We start from the raw sequence: 17,493 nt of genomic DNA, 5'->3' as shown, positions 1-17,493 counted from the left end.
CGTAACAAATCAATAACTACTAAATATGGACAACAAAAAACGAAGCATTGAAAAACCTACTGCAAACAACGTAAAATGTTGGGACAGTAGTGGCAGTACTGAAATGGTGACACAGCGTCTTAAGGAGATGTTTGTAGAAATGGGCCAAAAAACCCGAATTGAAAATGGGCAACACCCAGCTGAACGTGCTGTTTTTAGAAAACAACACGGTATCACTTATGGACAATTCGTAATCAATGAGGATATTCCTGAAAAATTCAAAAAAGGTATTTTTGCGGGTTCTAGTTTTGATTGTGCTGTTCGTTTCTCTAGTGATACAGGACCCACTTCACCGGACTTAAATTCCACTATTGGAGTGGGGTTGAAATTGTTTGGAGTGGAGGGACCAAAGCTTTTTGGAGAAGGCCCTACTGCCGATTTCATTTTTCAGAATATCGATCGCTTTTTTGCTAGTGATGCACAACAAATGTGTGCGTTTACAACTGCTGGTGCTATTGATAGGGATTATGATTCTTATATTAATAAACATCCTGAATTAGCTGGTATTTTACAAGCGATGCAGAAAGAAGAAGCGAGTGTGTTAAGTACTGGTTATTGGGCTATTTTACCTTTTCAACTGGGAGAATATCAAATTGTTAAATATCGTTTGGTTCCGGACGATACTTATAAAGGGGCACCTTTTGACGATGATAATTATTTACGTTTGGATTTAGAAAAACGTTTGCGCAATGGAGCTGCTACTTTCAGATTTGAAATTCAATTGCGTACTAATGACGCAACCATGCCTCTTAATGATGCACAAGTAGTTTGGAGCACAGAGGAAAGTCCGTACATCAGTATTGCAAGGTTGCATTTACCCCAACAAGATGTAACTGCGATTGGTCAGTCTGAATTTGGAAGCAATCTTTCATTCAATATTTGGAGAACTTTAGAAGTTCATAAACCTTTAGGCTCAATTGCAGAGGCTCGCAAAACCGTTTATGCTGCTAGTGCCGAAGCAAGGCATCAAGCCAACGGGCAACAGTTACAAGAGCCAAATGCCATAAATCCACATTTTAGAGGCAATACAGACGAGGATAGCAATTGTATTGTTAGAGCCGGTATTTATCCCCCTATTGGTGTAATGCGTGTAGGAACTAGTGAAGAAGAGTATTTTATAGGTCCTTTAGTAGATGAACCAGAAGTAAAAGAGGATGTTTATGCGTATCGCGATAAAACCGGAGCGATAAAACGTCAGGCCGCACAGTTTCGTATTTATGGTTTCAATGCTGCCGGAAAAGCGATTAAGGAGCTAACTATGGATAATGCTAAGATTACCTGGCATTCGCATTTGGCCAATCAAAAATCATCGTGGTATCAATTTCAAATTGCCTTAGATATTCCGGATGCATCCGCTCCTAATGTTCCGCCTTCTTTATTAAGAAATATTGATGTAAAAGACCGGAGCCAGTTATTGATTGATGGTGGAGGCGAAAGTATCTCAGATCCTAATGTCACTGAAGGGAAAAAATTCACGGGGGAATTCATGGGCCAATCGGTTTATTTGGGAGAAATGCACACCGACGAAAAAGGGCGATTAGTAATGTTAGGTGGTCATGGTAAATCGAAAAACATCAATGGTGACAGAGCCATTACCTTTGCTAACAATGAAGGTTGGTATGATGATATGTCAGATGGCCCCGTTACCGCCACAGTAGAATATGAAGGAGTAGCTCTTAATGTAGATCCTGCCTGGGTGATTTGCGCTCCGCCTGATTATGCTCCTATGCAAAAATCGGTTCGTACTATGTGGGATTTAATGCGTAGTGTTGCTGTAGAATCAGGAATGTTAGTAAGACCTGCAAGACCTTCTTTCTCTAAAGATATCTTGCCTATTTTTGAAAGAATGACCAATTTACAATGGGTAAATGCAGGATTTGCGGCTGCTTTTGGATGGGGTGGACAATTTAATTATACCAGTATAACATGGGTAAAAAAACTAAATGATCCTTCTTCTGCCAACTTAGAAATGCGTCGTACTATTTCCAATAATTTCCGTAGGTTTGATCAATCTGGTGCTGAAGCGCCGCAGCTATGGCCTTGGCTATATGGTGATGCAGTTGCCATTCCTACACAAGGTTCTGTACGTCAACATTCTACCTTATCGCAGTTGCAATTGCAGTTTTTAGATCAATGGGTCGAAGGTGATTTTGATGCCGATTTTGTAGATAAAACAGGCTGTCCTTATATTCCACCTGTTAAAAAAATTGATGATTATCCTATTGCCGAACAACCTGACATGCTAACCAAAGCGGCCATGGATTTTTGCCTGGCTGATGCTTTTCATCCGGGTTGCGAAATGACTTGGCCTATGCGAACTTCTGGTATGTATATGGCTCCTTTCCGATTGAAACACGCTCCTAAAACACCAAAAACCGATTACCATTATTATGGCTCTACGATGAATAGTGATGTCTTGACTTTACCTGCTGGTCCTTTATTAGGTGGTCAGGTACCAGGTGGTGTGACGAGATGGATGGCTATTCCCTGGCAAACGGATACGGCAAGCTGCAGAGATGGTTATACGACTGCATACGATCCTTATCTGCCAACATTTTGGCCTGCGAGAGTTCCTAATAATATTTTGAGTGAAGAACGTTATAAAGAAACTTTAGATACTCACTTAGCAGAAGAGACCCGCAGAGAAGCTTTTGCATATCGTTATTTTTGGTTGGATGATTTGCCTTTAGATGGAGAAGCTCCAACACAAACGAATCAGATTAATGCAATGGTGAAGTATTTTGACAAGTTAGCGATTGTGCAGCCGCGTCCGGGGGTATCTGATGATCCTAATTTTCCACCAGAAATGCAAATAGGTATAATTCCTAATGACGAACAAAATCAACTGTTGTTAAAAGAAACGGAAACCCGATTAAGAAAAATCTTAAATGACAACAAGCGTTTGGACAAGAAAGAAGAATCTTTATTAAATATTACTTTGGAACATTTGTCGAATGAAGGTTTGTTTACTGAACAAGTTGTAATAGAGAGCACTCGCGACCAACTATTAGAATTGGTTCAGGACGAATTGGTTCAGGATGAGACTTTAACAGGTGAAGTTCAAAAACTAGTTGATTTATTAGCTTCTAAAGCACATAAATTCACCAGAACAAGAACCGTTCCTCATTCCAGACAACCTAGAAAAGAGGTGGGTGTTCCGGAGCAATTAGTTCGTTTCCAGCGTTTTATTCCAAAACAGTATTAGATTTGGCAACAGAAAAAACAGATATATTAATTATAGGTGGCGGCATTGCAGGTTGCATTGCCGCCATTTCCTTGACAGATACCTATCAGGTAACATTAGTTGATAAACTTCCTGAACCCACTGAGCGCATTGGAGAATCTTTAGCTCCCGCTTCGCAACGCATTCTAAAACAATTGGATTTATTGGAGGGGTTGGAAAACCAAGAAGACATTTTGTACCGTAAAAGTGTAGGTATGCAGTCCTATTGGGGAAGCGACAAAGTGCATTTAGTAGACGATTTAAGAAATCCTGATGGTTTTGTTAAAAATTTGGACAGGCAAGCTTTTGAAGCCTATTTGAGAAGTGTTGCAGAAGCTAGAGGCGTACATTGTTTGTGGGGGTCTAAACTGCATAGTAGTTCTTATGAAAATTCTCGTTGGCAGGTGCAATTAAGAGCTAGTGATACCTCTTTGTATACTTCAACGATTTCTGCATCTTTTGTTATTGATGCTAGTGGGCGTCAATCGCATTTTGCACAGAGCCTGGGCATTAAACGACAAGTGGAAGATAAATTGATTGCCTGTTGGGTTACTTTACCTAATACCCGAACAAATATGATGAGTACTATTTCAGCTAGTGAAAATGGTTGGTGGTATAGTACTGTTGTTCCTCATGGCAAAAGGGTAGTGGTTTTTCATACCGATGCTGATTTAGTGGCAAAAAACGAACTTAAAACTACTGACTCATTTTTGGAACTGGCAAAAAAAAATACGGTTATTTTATCTTTACTAAACGAAGATAAAAATGCTATTACTTTTAAAGGTTCAGTTGCCGCTAATTCGACAAAATTAGAACAAGTAGCTGGGCAACAATGGGTTGCTTTAGGCGATGCAGCACTAAGCTTTGATCCGTTATCTTCACAAGGTATGTACAATGCCATGGCTAGTGCCATGCAATTACAAACGTTGCTATTACAGTACGGGTTTACTGAAACACTTCAAAAAATATATACAGAACAAACGGAACGCATTTGGAGCCATTACCTAAAACACAAAAGTATTTTTTACCAGGCGGAAACCAGGTGGAGAACAGCTGCTTTTTGGGAGAGACGGTTGTGATGTTTGCCTTTAGAGAGATGTTCCTATGTAAATCGAAAATAGGCAATTCTGTTTGATAAATTCGGGAAATTGAACAGTCTTATTTTTTTGTGACAAAGTAAGAGGCAACTTCAGTTTTGGTTTAATTTTCAACATTTAGAGTCATAGAAGTATAATCATAAGAAATGTTATCGATTCTAAACATATCTTTTGTTGTGCTCAATTCCTCAAAATTCATTTTTTTGTAAAGTTTGGTTGCAGGAATATTATTTGTCAAAACTTGCAAATCAATCCAGCTAATTTGGCGATTAGCTTTACAATAATCAATAATAAATGCTAACAAATTTTGACCAATTTTCAAATTTCTAAAATTACTGTCAACCCCCATTCCAAGTAAAACTCTATGTTCTGCATTTGGCTGATTTTGAGAACGGATGTCAATGTGTCCGGCAATTTTTTCTTCTTCATTTATTGCTATCCAAACTTTTCTCCATCCGGCTTTTTCATTCATTCCGTCCTCAAACTTTGCCTTCCATTCGTTTGAAAGTGTAGATTGCTGTTTAGAAAGTGGCTGGAAAAGTGCTGTTCCTTTCTGTCCATTTTCAGAAAGATGAATGTTCAAGTATTGAAAAAAGTCATCAAGTTTGTCTTTATTTAGCTCTTTAATTGAAATCATTTTATTAATTGAATATTGGTGTGTTGTTATTGGCTAACCACTAGCACAAATATATAGCTATTTTGGATTTGCAAACAAATAGGAGAGAAAGGTTACCCTACTTTTTTGTAATTAGTTAGTTTATGAAACTCTTCAATAGTTTTAAAAATAGGTGATTCCTTTTGATAAATTCAGGACGAGACATTTTTTAATTTTATCAGCTTTTTAAATTTAAAAAATCCAACACCTTTGGTGAAACTTTCAAATCAGATCGGAATTTTAAAACGCCCTTTATGAAATGTCTTTTTAATTCTTTTGCATTGCGTATTGAAAATGGAGTGTTGAATGTAATGGCTTTATGCATTATTGCGTTTCTGGAGTTATCGAAGTAATACACACAAATATCATGAGCTGTATCTTCTCCCACTGATAAAACGATATCATAATTTTTCAGATCGGGAGTTGGACATAAAGACTCAAAAGTTAGGGATTCAATAGCTATTTCATCTTTATAATGGTGCAAACCATTTTGATCCACTATTACTTTTGTAATTTTGTTTTTCTTGTGAATAATCGTATCCTTTACTACAAAATACACCAAAAAGGATAAAAGAATTACGGATAGTATTGCAGAACAAATTTTAAATTCAACAGATAGTTTAGATTCGATAATAATTACCTCTAAGTAAATTATTCCTAAAACGGTACCTATAAAAATAACTGCCCCTAAAAACTTTACTATAAAAGTTGTTTTTTTTGATTCTAATGACTCTATTTTTGAAAATTGATTATTCTGAAAATCCATTTCTTGTTGGGAGTTAGAAATTAAACATTACAGTTGTTGAAGCGAATTTAAGAAAGATAAATCTAATTTCGATAATTAGTAAAAGCTGTAGGTTATGGTTAGAATTCGGTCTTCAAAATTATTAGTTAAAAAAACATTGTGCCATGATTTTGTCACAAAAATATAAATGGACAAAATTGCGATGAATAGCCCTTAACTGCCTTAGCATTTTGTAGCAAAATGGGAGGCAACTCCAGAATTGAAGTTGTGCATGTGCGGAGGAAGAATCAGATGATTAGACCAGGGATAACTATGTTTAAATCATTTTGTAAATTGGCGCCCCAAATTTTAAATTACTTAAATTCTTATATTTGATTCTGACAGATGCGACATAATCTTAGAATGATATAGTATCAAATTTCATGAATAAGTTAGCAGGTTGTTGTTTGGAGTAACAATTTCGAATCAAACAGTATAATAAAAAAACGACGCAGAATACCTTCCGCGTCGTTCCATTCATTTCTATTTAATTGATTTAGATACCTTCCACCATCAAACGAGTGTCTGGTAAATTTTTCAATGGCTGTATTTTTACCTCTGGTTTTGCCATTCTCGTAATTGCATTTAATGCAGCTGCAATAGCGCCTTCTTGCCAACCAGGAAGGGAGGAAATTTGATCACCAACAATAAAAAAGTTAGCATTGCTCGCATTTTTTGTGTTCGGATCTATAATTCCAGATCCTTGTGCAATAGCGTTAAATTGTTTCGTTGAGTAGTTCGCATCTCCAACGGCTTGCCAATATGCCCAGCCACCCTTGATATTTGGCATATTTTGCCAAGCTATGGCAACGCCTTCTCCCAAGCCTTCGGCAAATTTATTACCGAATTTACTGGCATCATTTCGTGCTTTGGTAAGTCGCTCATTAACGGGTAATTTTCCCCAATCGTGTGCTACTTTATCAAAATTATAAGCGCCTGTGAGCACACCTTTTTCGTCTTGATATGCCGTAGATGGATACCAAATTTGTTGAATTTCATTGTCTGTCCAAGAGATTCCTCCAAAAATAGGTACAACTCCCACTTCGGATTTTTCAACTGCCATTGTTTTGAGATTTATTGGGCTTCCTTGCCATAAAGATCGATTTGCCTGCCAGCCCACTTTGGAGGTACAGGCTAAAAAACGCGGAATGTATCCGTCTTCTCGCGCTTCATAACCTGGAGCTTGTGTTGGTTCAAATTGTGCCACAAAAACGGCTTCTAAAGCATCTTTAAATTCAGGTTCAAGTCTCGAATTTAGGAGATCAGAATCTAGAATGTTTTTCAAAAAAGGCATCGCAAGGTTGCAAACACAATAATCAGCTTCGTAATAGATCGGTTCTTCTGTTCCAACTTGTCCAACCGAAATGATGTACTTCTCTTTAGTTGAGTCCCATTTTATTTTTTTTACAGGACTATTCAAAAGAATATTTCCTCCTAAAGCTGCCACTTGTTGAGCAAAAGCGTGTTGCACCTGATCCATTCCTCCAACGGGTTGAAATAAAGTAGGTTGCCAAAGAAAATCTGTAGGTTGATAGAATTTTGTGCCTTCCCAAAATTTTGATTCGAGCAATTTGTCAAAACTCAAAACATCGGCTACAATTCCAGCCGCAACACCAGGTAAAACTTCATATCCAGCGCGTGTTTTTCCATCCTCGAAGCCAGGTGATCCAGCTGTTGCGCTATAGGTTCCATCTACATCAAGCTCTCCGAAACTGATCATCAAACTTTGTAATTCTTCAACGCGTGTATTAAGATTACTTTCACTAATTCCCACTTGTGAATTGCGAAGTAATTCTTCCGCATTTTTGTATACCATGTGCGCCAACCAACCTCTTGTATTATGATCCAAACGACGGTAAACCATAGGTTCACCTCCAAAACTTTCGTCCTTTTGAACCAAATTAGATTCAGAGTTCATCACATATATTTCAACGTCTACCGAAAAACGTTTTAAGTAAGAAAGGAGTCGTTTGTGACTGCTTGGAATACGACCAGGACCTGCATTAAGGTAAGGTTCTGAGTCTCCCACTGGGCGTTTAAATCGAACAACTTGAGGTTCTCCAGGTTTCGAATCGAACAAATCACTGTTTTCATCTTCAATAAGTGTATCCCCTGTGCGTAAGCTCATGCAGCGTCCTCCCGTTTTATGAGATGCTTCCAGAATGGTTACTTTTGCACCAGACTCCTGAGCGAGTAGTTCATACGCGGTGGTAAGTCCCCCAACACCAGACCCGATGATTATAACCTCTTTTCCTTCTAGTTGATTTGGACTAAGTTTAATCGCTTGATTGGTAATCGTGTTTTGCATTTTTGTTGCTTTAGCCAATGCGGCGAATGCAATTGATCTCGGATTGTTTTTTAAAAATTCCTGACGACTTTTGTACTGTCCCATTTTGTATAAATTTTATGTTAAAAAATAAAAAAAATGATTTCTATGGTATTGGTATTTTTTGGGATAATCTTGAAAACGCTTTCTAACTCTAGATTTTATTTTCTGAAATGAAATTAATGATTGAAAATAAAAAAAATGAAAAAGATGTCGTTAGTGAAGATTTTTCTGTCGTGAATGGATGTTTTTTTGTTGTGAATAAAATGGATTTATTCCAATAAAATAAATTACTTAAGGTTATTGTATGATTGCGGTTTTATAAAGAAGATTAAAATATAAAAAAGTAAAGCCTACAATTATTCTGTCAGCCTTTTACTTTTTTTAATTAGATTTAAAAAGATCTCCATAAACTTTCGCTAATTGAATCTGCTTCTAAGTACTATCAGGTTCTGTCGCATCTAAAGCTAAGTTTTATCTTTGTCTTTTTTAAATTTTTAAATTGATGAATACGAAAGGTCATTGCTATCCGAAGTCTATTATACTGCAGGCAGTATAATTTAAGCTTAGGTTTACATTAAGTTATCGGGATCTTGAGACGATTTTGCCGCAAAACTTTTCAGTGTTTTTACAAAGTTTGAAAACTGTCTTAAAAGAAAAAAACCTACGAATCTTAAGACTTGCAGGTTTTATTAGGTCAAAAAAAAGTCCTGAAATGTTTCAGGACTTTTTAGTGGGGAGAGCAGGATTCGAACTTTATGTGTTTAGATCCCGTCTTTGCTACGTATTTATAAATGTCTTGAACCTAATGCACCGATTCTGCACCCAAATTCAATTTTACTATTTCAACAAATCATGCACAAAAATTAAAACACTAACGAATAACTGACAGTACTATTATTCTTTTTTGTACTACAAATATACCAAAAATACTTAATATTTACGGTTAAATAGAATTGTCACTTACACAGATTTTTCAGATTGAACTTTTCATTAAACATATTTACAGTTTTAAATATGATTACATTATTTCAAGATTTGAAAACGAAAACTCAAGAGGAAAAAATTATATATATACCAATTTTTTGAAGTTTTTTTTTAAAGATTGGGTGATTACAATATGGAAATTTAATTTCTGGATATGTAATTAATAATATTGAATTATCTTAATTTAAGTCCATTTCTAATCTGACTCTTTTTATTCGTTTTTTTACTGTTTAACTAGTACCTAGTTATAAAAAATAAGCGATTTGTATGTCCTGTCGGGGGACCTCGAAGGGACAAATTTCTATACATTTTATGGAAGATTTGAAGAGATTGGCTTACTGGATGTAGGACCTGTCTTAAGATGGCTTCAACAATTTGGTTTAGATGTCCTGTTGGGGATTGATGAAAAAATGTATAGTTTTATATATGATTTTACCATAAATTGCAATCTTATAATTTTAATTTATTTAAAGTAAAATGAGATAGCCCTTAATTTTTTTGTAAAAAAAGATATCAGCTCCATATATGTAAAGTTTTGAGCTGGCAATAAAATGTTAAGCAGAATCTCTTTTACAATCGACTATTATTATTGTATCGCATAGTAATTATATAAAAAGCCCTGAAATTTCAGAGCTTTTTATATAATTGTAATTTATTTTTAGCAAATTACATTTTTGGAAGCAGTACTGTGTCCACTACATGTATAACACCATTAGATTGATTTACATCTGAAGTTGTAACTTTAGCCTTATTGCCGCTTTCGTCGCTAATGTACAAATCTTTTCCATCCATCCAGGCAGTTAGAGTTCCGCCGCTCACTGTTTTTAAAGCAGCTTTTCCTTTACCAGCTTTTATTGCTTTTGCAATATCAGAACTATTCATTTTACCGGCCACTACATGATATGTCAATATGGTTTGTAATGATTTAATATTCTCAGGTTTCAATAATGTTTCAACAGTTCCAGCCGGCAATTTATTAAATGCTTCATTTGTTGGTGCAAAAACAGTAAATGGCCCTTTACTTTGTAAAGTTTCAACTAATCCTGCTGCTTTTACTGCTGCTACCAAGGTGGTATGATCCTTTGAGTTTACAGCATTTTCTATAATATTTTTATTAGGATACATAGCCGCTCCACCAACCATTACAGTTTTTTGTGCAAATGATGTAGATCCAAATCCTAATGCCAGGATTGCCGCTGCTAAAAATTTTCTAGTTTTCATAATTACTTTTTTTAAGTTATAAAGTCATTTACGCTTTAATATTCTTTTTGGTTTTAAAAGAAGTCAAAAAATAAAGTAAAATAAAATCGGACTAAGTAAAAGGTATTATGGATGAGTATTTTGAAGTAATATTTTTTGCGCAATTTACTTTTGTCAAAATAATTTCGCTGTTTTATTCAAAATCAAAGCAAACATGTAATGTATAGCCTAAATTTCTTCTTCTTTATCTTTGGTACTCCAAGTTTTCAATTAAGTAATTTTAATCAATTGATTATAAACTTTAAAAATCAAATGTTATTCTTTTAGCCCTTTTAAGTACTTAAAAGCTGGAATTCTAGAAATAAAGAATTGTGGCCTGGATTTTTTATCAATTTATAAAATAGAATTTCTTCCCATCTTTTAGATTATATTTATTGGTTTAAGATTTAATGTATTATCAATTCTCTCATAACTTTAAAAGTATTATTTTTGTTTAATGTTATTTAATAACTGTTAAACAAAATATGATAAAGTCAATCATTGTAAAAATCGATAATGGTGTAATGAATGAAATTCAGATCGATAGAATTATAGAAATGGCATGGGAAGACCGAACACCTTTTGATGCAATAAAATTTCAATTTCATCTTTCAGAAGCCGATGTGAAAGCTTTAATGAAAAAAGAGCTAAAATTCAGCAGTTATAAATTATGGCGCATTCGAGTTGAAAATTGTAAAACAAAACACGCTGCAAAGAGAGCCGAAACAATAGAAAGATTTAAATGTAACAGGCAAAGAGCAATTTCAAATAATAAAATATCTAAGCGTTAATAAAAATATTCGAAGATGATAAAAAAAGATAAACCCGATAATGTAGTATTTTCTTCTGAGCATGGTTATAATGCAAGCCTATTGCCATATGCTACAAATGTTGGCGCACCGGTAATAAAAGCAGATGATTTAGCAGGATGGAAAGGCATGGGCCTAAATAAGGTAAACAAAGAGTTTGAAAGTAAATTCAATGAACTAAAAATGCAATACCAGGATTTAATCGAAGAATTCCAATGGAATGAATTGGTATACAATGCCAGATTTTCTTTTGAACCTATTGTAGGTGAAATATATCACTTATATAAAGATGCAGACGGTTTTGATTTTCTCTCACTTATAGGACCCAAAGAATGGAATAAGGAACATATTGCTACTTTTAGACTTAACAGTGATAAAAAATGGATACTCATCAATTGAAAAGTTGCATTTTTTAATAAATTTCTACTAATGAAAAACAAAATAAATTTTAAAACCAGTGATCTGGAAAAAATGGAAAAGCAAACTGCCGTGCATTTAATCAATAGTTTAGGCGGTTTTAAAAGTGTGGCATTGGTAGGAACTTCTGATGTACAGGGAAATACTAATTTATCCATTTTTAGTTCTTTTTTTCATATTGGAGCAAATCCTCCATTAATAGGTATGATTTTTCGCCCCAGCCCGCCCGAGCGTGATACCATGAGAAATATTTTAGATACAGGATTCTATACCATTAATCATATCAATGAACAGATCTACAAGCAGGCACATCAGACATCAGCGAGATACAATAAAGAAATTTCAGAATTTGATGCTGCAGGACTCAGTGCGGAATATAAAAATAACTTTCCAGCTCCTTTTGTACTCGAAAGCAACGTACAGTTAGGCATTAAATTTAAAGAAAAAACAGCCATTTCAATCAATAATACTACTATGATTATCGGGGAAATAGTCCAGATTTTTATTCCCGAAGACTGCTTGTCTGAGGATGGTTTCCTCGATTTAGAAAAAGCCAATACCGTTACTTGTTCCGGTCTGGACAGCTATCATAAAACCATGCAGTTAGACCGATTTAGCTATGCAAAGCCCGATAAGGAAATTAAATCACTGCTTAAAAGTTGAATAAAAAAAAGATAAATATTATGTGGTTCAAACGTGATCTGCGTTTTACAGATCACGAACCTCTTTTTATGGCACAGCAGGAAAATATCCCTCTTCTTTTGGTTTATTTTTTTGAACCCTCAATAATGACTTGCGATGATGCTGATGTCCGTCATTGGCGGTTTGTTTATGAATCCTTAAAGGAAATGCAGTCTAAATTAAAATCATTTGCTGCGCAGATTTATTATTTTCATAACCAAGTCCAGACTGTTTTTGAGCACTTATGCAGTCTTTATGAGGTTCAAACAGTGTTTTCGCATCAGGAAATTGGCAACAAAGTCACTTTTGACAGGGATATTGCCATGCAGTTTTTTTTTGATGATCATAAAATTCTTTGGAAACAATCTCAGCTCCATGGTGTTATCAGAAAGCTGCGATCAAAACAAGATTGGGATAAGCGCTGGGAAGAAACAATGCGCGCAATTCCTAAAATGATTGACCTGAATACTTTTAAATTTGAAAATTTAGATCCTGATTTTTATCAAAAACTAAAAGGAAGAGTACTTTCGAATGAAATTACAAACCGAAATAAAAATTTTCAACAAGGTGGCGAATATTGGGCCTGGCGATATTTAGAAAGTTTTGCAAAAGAAAGACACGTAAATTACAGCAAGCACATTTCCAAACCAGCTTTAAGTCGAAAAGGCTGCAGCCGTTTATCGCCTTATTTAACCTATGGAAACATAAGCATGCGAATGGTGTATCAATATACCAATCAGTTTTATGAAACATCATACAACAAAAGAGCCATGCTAAATTTTGTTTCCAGACTTCACTGGCATTGCCATTTTATGCAAAAATTTGAAAATGACTGTCAAATTGAATTTGAAAATATAAACAAAGATTACGATTCCTTGGTCAAGCCAAAAAACGAAATCTATATAAAAGCCTGGCAGGAAGGTAAAACCGGCGTTCCTATTGTTGATGCCTGTATGCGATGTTTAGTCCAGACAGGTTATATCAACTTTAGAATGCGTGCCATGCTGGTTTCCTTTTTTACATTCAATTTGTGGCAGGACTGGCGGGACCTTCATTTCTTGGCAAGACAGTTTTTAGATTATGAACCCGGAATTCATTATCCGCAGATTCAGATGCAGGCCGGTACAACAACAGGCAATACCATTAGAATTTATAATCCCGTAAAAAATTCACAGCAGCACGATTCAGAGGGCATATTTATAAAGAAATGGCTGCCTGAGCTGCCTGAAATTCCACCACAATTAATTCATGAACCATGGAAATTAAATCTTATTGAGCAGCAATTTTACAAATGCGAAATAGGTAGAGATTATCCAGAGCCTATAGTTGACATAGAACAAACTCGAAAATACGCCAGTGATATTGTTTGGAGTTTTAGAAATAAACAAAAAAATGAGAGGAGTTAAAAAACAAAACCTGCCCACTAAAATCTGCATTGTTTGCCAGAGCCCATTTGCGTGGAGAAAAAAATGGGAAAAAATCTGGGACGAAGTGAAATATTGCAGTGATAAATGCAGAATAAGCAGATAAATGATATTTATACTGGTACTAGTTCTTTAACAAAGGTATTAATGGGTAATATATTTAAGAAAGTCAAAAAAGACTGTTTATCAATTTAGAAAGCTTTTGCTTCTTATATTTATTAGTCCCTTAATAGTTATAATGCTTGCATCTGTAGCTGAATCTAAAATAATAAGACCTTCACTATCTAGCATTATTAATGCATCTAAGACTTTTGCCTGATTTGACCTTTGGATAAATAAACTCTCTTGTAGGGATTCATTCAAACAAGCAATAACCATACTGGTTAAATCTTCAAAAGGGCAAGTTTTTTCAGGGCTTTGTGCCAGTATATTAAGAATGATTTCAGAAATAGTAAACTTGTTATACATAAAATAGTTTTACTTAAAATTATGCAAAATAATTCTATTTTAAAACTTTAAAAAGTTACCAAGATAATTAGTACAGAATTAGAATATTAAACAAAATTACTTTCCAGAGTAAATATTTACTTTTTAAAATATTTTTTTTTAACTCTCAAAATCAATTAATAACAAAACATCGAAATAAAAAGCGGGGAATTTAGAATCTAATTGATGTTAGACGTACTTAGGTAAGAAAAGTCGTTTTAAATGTTATACTTTTAACTAACTTTATTAATCGTAAATTATGGATCAGGATATTATATTAGATAAGTTAAAAAAAGCGAAGCAAGAACTTATTTTTAATCACGAAGAATTGCAAAGATGTACTAAAGATTTAAAAATTGCTAATGTAAATTTGAACATCAGAGAAAAAGAAAAGGAGTTGAACATGGAAGAATTTAACAGTGGTTTAGAGCAGATGATGTTTGCAATTTCTCACAAGGTTAGAAAGTCCGTTGCCAATATCCTGGGTCTTTCAAAATTGTTGTGTGAAGATGTAAATCTTGGAAATAATGAGTTGAAAGAAATTTTACTTTTGATTATTCAATCTGCCGAATCACTGAATGCTTCGACAGAAGAATTATCGAAGTTCATTTGTATAAAGAGGCGAACGGATATATGAATGATGGGAGGTCCAATATCTCGATATTGCTATTTTAGTATTATTCAGCCCAGTCATTAATCCAGTTACCAACAGTCTGGCACCACTGGTCGTCGTCATTCAAACAAGGAACGGCCAAGAAATTTTCTCCTCCATTTTTCTCAAAATCTTCTCTGGCACGCATGGCAATTTCTTCGAGCGTTTCTAAACAATCCGAAACGAAAGCCGGTGTTACCACAGCCAGATTTTTAATTCCTTTTGCCGGCATTTTATCAATTTCAATATCGGTATAAGGCTCCAGCCATTTATCTCCAGCCAATCGGGACTGGAAAGTTAAGCTGTATTTATCTTCTGGGAGACCTAATAATTTTACTACTTGTTTTGTCGTTTCATAACATTGATGACGATAACAGAAATCATGCGCTGGTGAAGGTGTGTTACAGCAAGAACCGTCAATTTTGCAATGCGATTTGGTTACATCGGTTTTTCGTATATGACGTTCTGGAATTCCGTGATACGAAAACAATAAATGATCGTATGGAAATCCAGCTAAATGTTTCTGAATTGAATCTGCCAGATTTTTGATATAATCCGGTTTGTTGTAAAAAGCAGCAACATTGGTAAAAGTCATCTGTGGAAATTTCTTCTTTCTGATTTCCTCTGCCTTTACTAAAATGGTTAGAGTAGAAGCCATTGCATATTGCGGATACAGTGGGAAAAGCATTACTTCGCTAACGCCTTTATCGTGTAATTCCTGGAGGCCTTTCTCGATGGTCATGCTTCCGTAGCGCATTGCCAGTGCAACCGGTACATTTACCAATGGTTGTACTTTCTTCTGCATTCGTTCTGAAAGCACTACAAGGGGCGAACCTTCGTCCCACCAGATTTTTGCATAAGCATGTGCCGATTCTTTGGGTCTTTTTCTTAAGATGATGCCTCGGACTAATAAAGCTCTCAATAAATACGGAACATCGATCACGTATTTATCCATTAAAAATTCATCTAAATACGGCTTTACATCTTTTGGTGTTGGACTTTCTGGAGATCCCAAATTTACTATTAATACGCCTTTCATTATTTTTTTGCTTTTTAGTTAAGCTTTAAGCTTTAAGTATTTGTTGTTTGAATTTTTTCTAAAAGTAGCATTTGCTGCCATTTAGAAATATGAGTAATATTATTTTTTATTTATACTGCAATTTACAAAATCGATACTGTTTTAAAATTGGTATTAATCGACATCAGATATTTTTTTGGAGTTGTGGCAAATTTTTTCTTGAATCCCGCAATGAAGTGGCTTCCGGTGCTGTAACCTATTTTTAAGCCCACTTCATTTACATTGTAGCAGCCGCTGTCAAGCAGTTTTCTGGCGCAATCCATTTTGTAATCAAACAGAAAACCATAGACAGTATCACCGTATATTTGTTTGAAACCTATTTTTAGTTTTTTCATATTAAGGCCAATTTCATCTGCCAATTCCTGTAAACCAGGGGGTTCATTCATATTTGCAATAATAATTTCTTTGGCTTTTCTGATTTTCAAAACATTGTCCTGATCAATTAAAAACGGACAATGTTGTGCACTTGGATTCTCAGACCTGTTAAAATACAAACTCAGCAGTTCATATCCTTTTGCTTTGTAATAAAGGTTTTTTATAGAAGGATGAAAGTTATAATGAAACAGCTGGCTTAAAACAATTGCCATCGGGGGACTGATATTTGCTTCAGTAGAATACTTTTGGTTGTTATTATCAGCACTTAATAAAGTAATATAATCTGCTTGAGTAGAAAACAGCGCGTGAAATTTCTTAATCGAGACGATAATAGAAATCACCCATGAATTTGGAGCAAGTTCTAAATGAAGTGATGTCTGCTTTTTAGGATTATACAAAAGCAGGGATTTTTCCTCTTTCAATTCTAAAGTATAACTACCCTGACTGAACAAAAAATTGCTATTGCCTTTCAGTCCGAAATGAAACTGAATCATATCACTTCCCAGCTCACGGTTGGCAAAAAAAGGCTCTGAACTGTCATTCTGAAAGCGTATAAGGGTAAAGTCGTCTTCAATTTTCGTTTCTTCCTCCATTTTTTTTGATATAATGAATAATTGACTTTTTAAGTTTTTTTGGTAGTTATTGTCTGTTTGCTCCTAATACTGCTGCAACTTGAATGTTTATTTTATTAGAAACTTTGCTTTTAACAAGGCTTGGTATTGCAATATTAAAATCACTGGCATTTACACTAAAATCAGATAAAATACTAACTCCTGATATTGATTTGCTTATCCTTGCTGTGGTGCTTACATCCTTAGATTTTCCGTGAAGTTCCAATTTACCCTTAATGATAAAATCTTTAGGATTTACCGTTAGGCTCTGAAGATCAAATCCTTCTATTTTTCCTTTAAAGAATGCTTTTGGATAGCGGTCACTTTCAATATAATTTTCATTGAAATGTTCTTCCATCAAAGCGACTTTAAATCGAAATCCTTTCATTAAGGCTAAACTTGCAATTTCGCCCGTTGCAGGATTCAGGACAAAAGTAACATTAGTATTTGTGGCCTTGACTTCTTCAAAAGAAGCAACGGATGCTTCAAAAGTAATTTTTCCTGATTTACTGATCATTTTTTCTTGTGAGAGGCCAATAGCGCAGACATATAGCATTGCAATGAGTATGTTTTTTTTCATAGTTTTTTGGCTTTACATTGTTTTTAGTGG

Annotated in this window: 16 protein-coding genes; 8 read left to right on the top strand and 8 right to left on the bottom strand. The window is 34.8% G+C overall.

Features of this window, described 5'->3' with window-relative positions; genetic code table 11:
* The first annotated feature begins 25 nt into the window (after positions 1 to 25).
* Both BHE19_RS01575 and BHE19_RS01570 read left to right on the top strand, forming a co-directional pair.
* Entirely contained in the window at positions 26 to 3,244 is a 3,219-nt protein-coding gene (locus tag BHE19_RS01575) for a LodA/GoxA family CTQ-dependent oxidase (RefSeq protein ID WP_070905669.1), read from the top strand.
* Positions 3,245 to 3,246: 2 nt separating this feature from the next.
* Positions 3,247 to 4,341: an NAD(P)/FAD-dependent oxidoreductase gene (locus tag BHE19_RS01570; protein ID WP_070905668.1), complete on the top strand. Its 1,095-nt coding sequence runs from the start codon at positions 3,247 to 3,249 to the stop codon at positions 4,339 to 4,341.
* A 121-nt stretch (positions 4,342 to 4,462) separates the two neighbouring features.
* On the opposite strand, the gene BHE19_RS01565 is transcribed toward BHE19_RS01570, so the two are convergent.
* The 4 genes from BHE19_RS01565 to BHE19_RS01545 form a co-directional block, all read right to left on the bottom strand.
* Positions 4,463 to 4,996 (bottom strand): GNAT family N-acetyltransferase, encoded by a 534-nt coding sequence (locus BHE19_RS01565; RefSeq protein WP_083342437.1) that lies wholly within the window; start codon positions 4,994 to 4,996, stop codon positions 4,463 to 4,465.
* A gap of 196 nt (positions 4,997 to 5,192) precedes the next feature.
* Positions 5,193 to 5,780, bottom strand: a complete 588-nt coding sequence (locus BHE19_RS01560; RefSeq protein ID WP_070905667.1) for a hypothetical protein — start codon at positions 5,778 to 5,780, stop codon at positions 5,193 to 5,195.
* Positions 5,781 to 6,294: 514 nt separating this feature from the next.
* Positions 6,295 to 8,190: a flavin monoamine oxidase family protein gene (locus tag BHE19_RS01555; RefSeq protein WP_070905666.1), complete on the bottom strand. Its 1,896-nt coding sequence runs from the start codon at positions 8,188 to 8,190 to the stop codon at positions 6,295 to 6,297.
* 1,587 nt (positions 8,191 to 9,777) lie between these two features.
* Positions 9,778 to 10,332, bottom strand: a complete 555-nt coding sequence (locus tag BHE19_RS01545) for a fasciclin domain-containing protein (protein ID WP_035625480.1) — start codon at positions 10,330 to 10,332, stop codon at positions 9,778 to 9,780.
* A 542-nt stretch (positions 10,333 to 10,874) separates the two neighbouring features.
* Between BHE19_RS01545 and BHE19_RS01540 the strand changes: the two genes are divergently transcribed.
* The 5 genes from BHE19_RS01540 to BHE19_RS22210 are packed head-to-tail and all read left to right on the top strand — an operon-like array spanning position 10,875 to position 13,787.
* The gene (locus tag BHE19_RS01540) at positions 10,875 to 11,141 is read left to right on the top strand and encodes a TIGR03643 family protein (protein ID WP_035625517.1); all 267 of its coding nucleotides are present in this window, start codon (positions 10,875 to 10,877) and stop codon (positions 11,139 to 11,141) included.
* Between the two features lie 15 nt (positions 11,142 to 11,156).
* Positions 11,157 to 11,558 carry a DUF2452 domain-containing protein gene (locus BHE19_RS01535; protein WP_313771877.1) on the top strand — a complete coding sequence of 134 codons (402 nt, stop codon included), beginning with the start codon at positions 11,157 to 11,159 and terminating at the stop codon, positions 11,556 to 11,558.
* A gap of 30 nt (positions 11,559 to 11,588) precedes the next feature.
* Positions 11,589 to 12,239 carry a flavin reductase family protein gene (locus tag BHE19_RS01530; RefSeq protein WP_089052224.1) on the top strand — a complete coding sequence of 217 codons (651 nt, stop codon included), beginning with the start codon at positions 11,589 to 11,591 and terminating at the stop codon, positions 12,237 to 12,239.
* A gap of 20 nt (positions 12,240 to 12,259) precedes the next feature.
* Positions 12,260 to 13,663 (top strand): cryptochrome/deoxyribodipyrimidine photo-lyase family protein, encoded by a 1,404-nt coding sequence (locus tag BHE19_RS01525; RefSeq protein ID WP_233431343.1) that lies wholly within the window; start codon positions 12,260 to 12,262, stop codon positions 13,661 to 13,663.
* Entirely contained in the window at positions 13,650 to 13,787 is a 138-nt protein-coding gene (locus BHE19_RS22210; protein WP_081912509.1) for a DUF2256 domain-containing protein, read from the top strand. The genes BHE19_RS01525 and BHE19_RS22210 overlap by 14 nt, the downstream gene beginning before the upstream one ends.
* An 80-nt stretch (positions 13,788 to 13,867) precedes the next feature.
* Here BHE19_RS22210 and BHE19_RS01520 read toward each other — a convergent pair whose 3' ends face one another.
* Complete coding sequence (locus BHE19_RS01520) at positions 13,868 to 14,149, bottom strand: hypothetical protein (RefSeq protein WP_035625477.1); 282 nt, start codon at positions 14,147 to 14,149, stop codon at positions 13,868 to 13,870.
* A gap of 277 nt (positions 14,150 to 14,426) precedes the next feature.
* Between BHE19_RS01520 and BHE19_RS01515 the strand changes: the two genes are divergently transcribed.
* Positions 14,427 to 14,804 carry a hypothetical protein gene (locus BHE19_RS01515; RefSeq protein WP_035625474.1) on the top strand — a complete coding sequence of 126 codons (378 nt, stop codon included), beginning with the start codon at positions 14,427 to 14,429 and terminating at the stop codon, positions 14,802 to 14,804.
* A 40-nt stretch (positions 14,805 to 14,844) separates the two neighbouring features.
* Here BHE19_RS01515 and hemH read toward each other — a convergent pair whose 3' ends face one another.
* The 3 genes from hemH to BHE19_RS01500 all read right to left on the bottom strand — a co-directional run bounded on the left by hemH (position 14,845) and on the right by BHE19_RS01500 (position 17,463).
* A complete protein-coding gene (gene hemH / locus BHE19_RS01510) occupies positions 14,845 to 15,858 on the bottom strand; it encodes a ferrochelatase (RefSeq protein ID WP_070905664.1) in 1,014 nt (337 codons plus the stop codon).
* A gap of 122 nt (positions 15,859 to 15,980) precedes the next feature.
* Complete coding sequence (locus BHE19_RS01505) at positions 15,981 to 16,865, bottom strand: AraC family transcriptional regulator (protein ID WP_035625466.1); 885 nt, start codon at positions 16,863 to 16,865, stop codon at positions 15,981 to 15,983.
* A gap of 46 nt (positions 16,866 to 16,911) precedes the next feature.
* Positions 16,912 to 17,463 carry a YceI family protein gene (locus tag BHE19_RS01500; RefSeq protein ID WP_035625463.1) on the bottom strand — a complete coding sequence of 184 codons (552 nt, stop codon included), beginning with the start codon at positions 17,461 to 17,463 and terminating at the stop codon, positions 16,912 to 16,914.
* Positions 17,464 to 17,493: the final 30 nt, after the last annotated feature.

Source organism: Flavobacterium tructae (assembly GCF_001853485.1).
In the GTDB taxonomy this organism is placed as follows: Bacteria; Bacteroidota; Bacteroidia; order Flavobacteriales; family Flavobacteriaceae; genus Flavobacterium; species Flavobacterium tructae.
The sequence above is the reverse complement of the archived record's forward strand: the minus strand, read 5'-3'. Positions and strand labels throughout refer to the sequence as shown.

Excerpts from the sequence above, each read along its gene's own strand:
- BHE19_RS01520 (WP_035625477.1), bottom strand. The coding sequence starts at position 14,149 with ATGTATAACAAGTTTACTATTTCTGAAATCATTCTTAATATACTGGCA.
- BHE19_RS01545 (WP_035625480.1), bottom strand. The coding sequence starts at position 10,332 with ATGAAAACTAGAAAATTTTTAGCAGCGGCAATCCTGGCATTAGGATTT.
- BHE19_RS01530 (WP_089052224.1), top strand. The coding sequence starts at position 11,589 with ATGAAAAACAAAATAAATTTTAAAACCAGTGATCTGGAAAAAATGGAA.
- BHE19_RS01535 (WP_313771877.1), top strand. The coding sequence starts at position 11,157 with ATGATAAAAAAAGATAAACCCGATAATGTAGTATTTTCTTCTGAGCAT.
- BHE19_RS22210 (WP_081912509.1), top strand. The coding sequence starts at position 13,650 with ATGAGAGGAGTTAAAAAACAAAACCTGCCCACTAAAATCTGCATTGTT.
- BHE19_RS01565 (WP_083342437.1), bottom strand. The coding sequence starts at position 4,996 with ATGATTTCAATTAAAGAGCTAAATAAAGACAAACTTGATGACTTTTTT.
- BHE19_RS01540 (WP_035625517.1), top strand. The coding sequence starts at position 10,875 with ATGAATGAAATTCAGATCGATAGAATTATAGAAATGGCATGGGAAGAC.
- BHE19_RS01505 (WP_035625466.1), bottom strand. The coding sequence starts at position 16,865 with ATGGAGGAAGAAACGAAAATTGAAGACGACTTTACCCTTATACGCTTT.
- BHE19_RS01525 (WP_233431343.1), top strand. The coding sequence starts at position 12,260 with ATGTGGTTCAAACGTGATCTGCGTTTTACAGATCACGAACCTCTTTTT.
- BHE19_RS01515 (WP_035625474.1), top strand. The coding sequence starts at position 14,427 with ATGGATCAGGATATTATATTAGATAAGTTAAAAAAAGCGAAGCAAGAA.
- hemH (WP_070905664.1), bottom strand. The coding sequence starts at position 15,858 with ATGAAAGGCGTATTAATAGTAAATTTGGGATCTCCAGAAAGTCCAACA.
- BHE19_RS01575 (WP_070905669.1), top strand. The coding sequence starts at position 26 with ATGGACAACAAAAAACGAAGCATTGAAAAACCTACTGCAAACAACGTA.
- BHE19_RS01560 (WP_070905667.1), bottom strand. The coding sequence starts at position 5,780 with ATGGATTTTCAGAATAATCAATTTTCAAAAATAGAGTCATTAGAATCA.
- BHE19_RS01555 (WP_070905666.1), bottom strand. The coding sequence starts at position 8,190 with ATGGGACAGTACAAAAGTCGTCAGGAATTTTTAAAAAACAATCCGAGA.
- BHE19_RS01500 (WP_035625463.1), bottom strand. The coding sequence starts at position 17,463 with ATGAAAAAAAACATACTCATTGCAATGCTATATGTCTGCGCTATTGGC.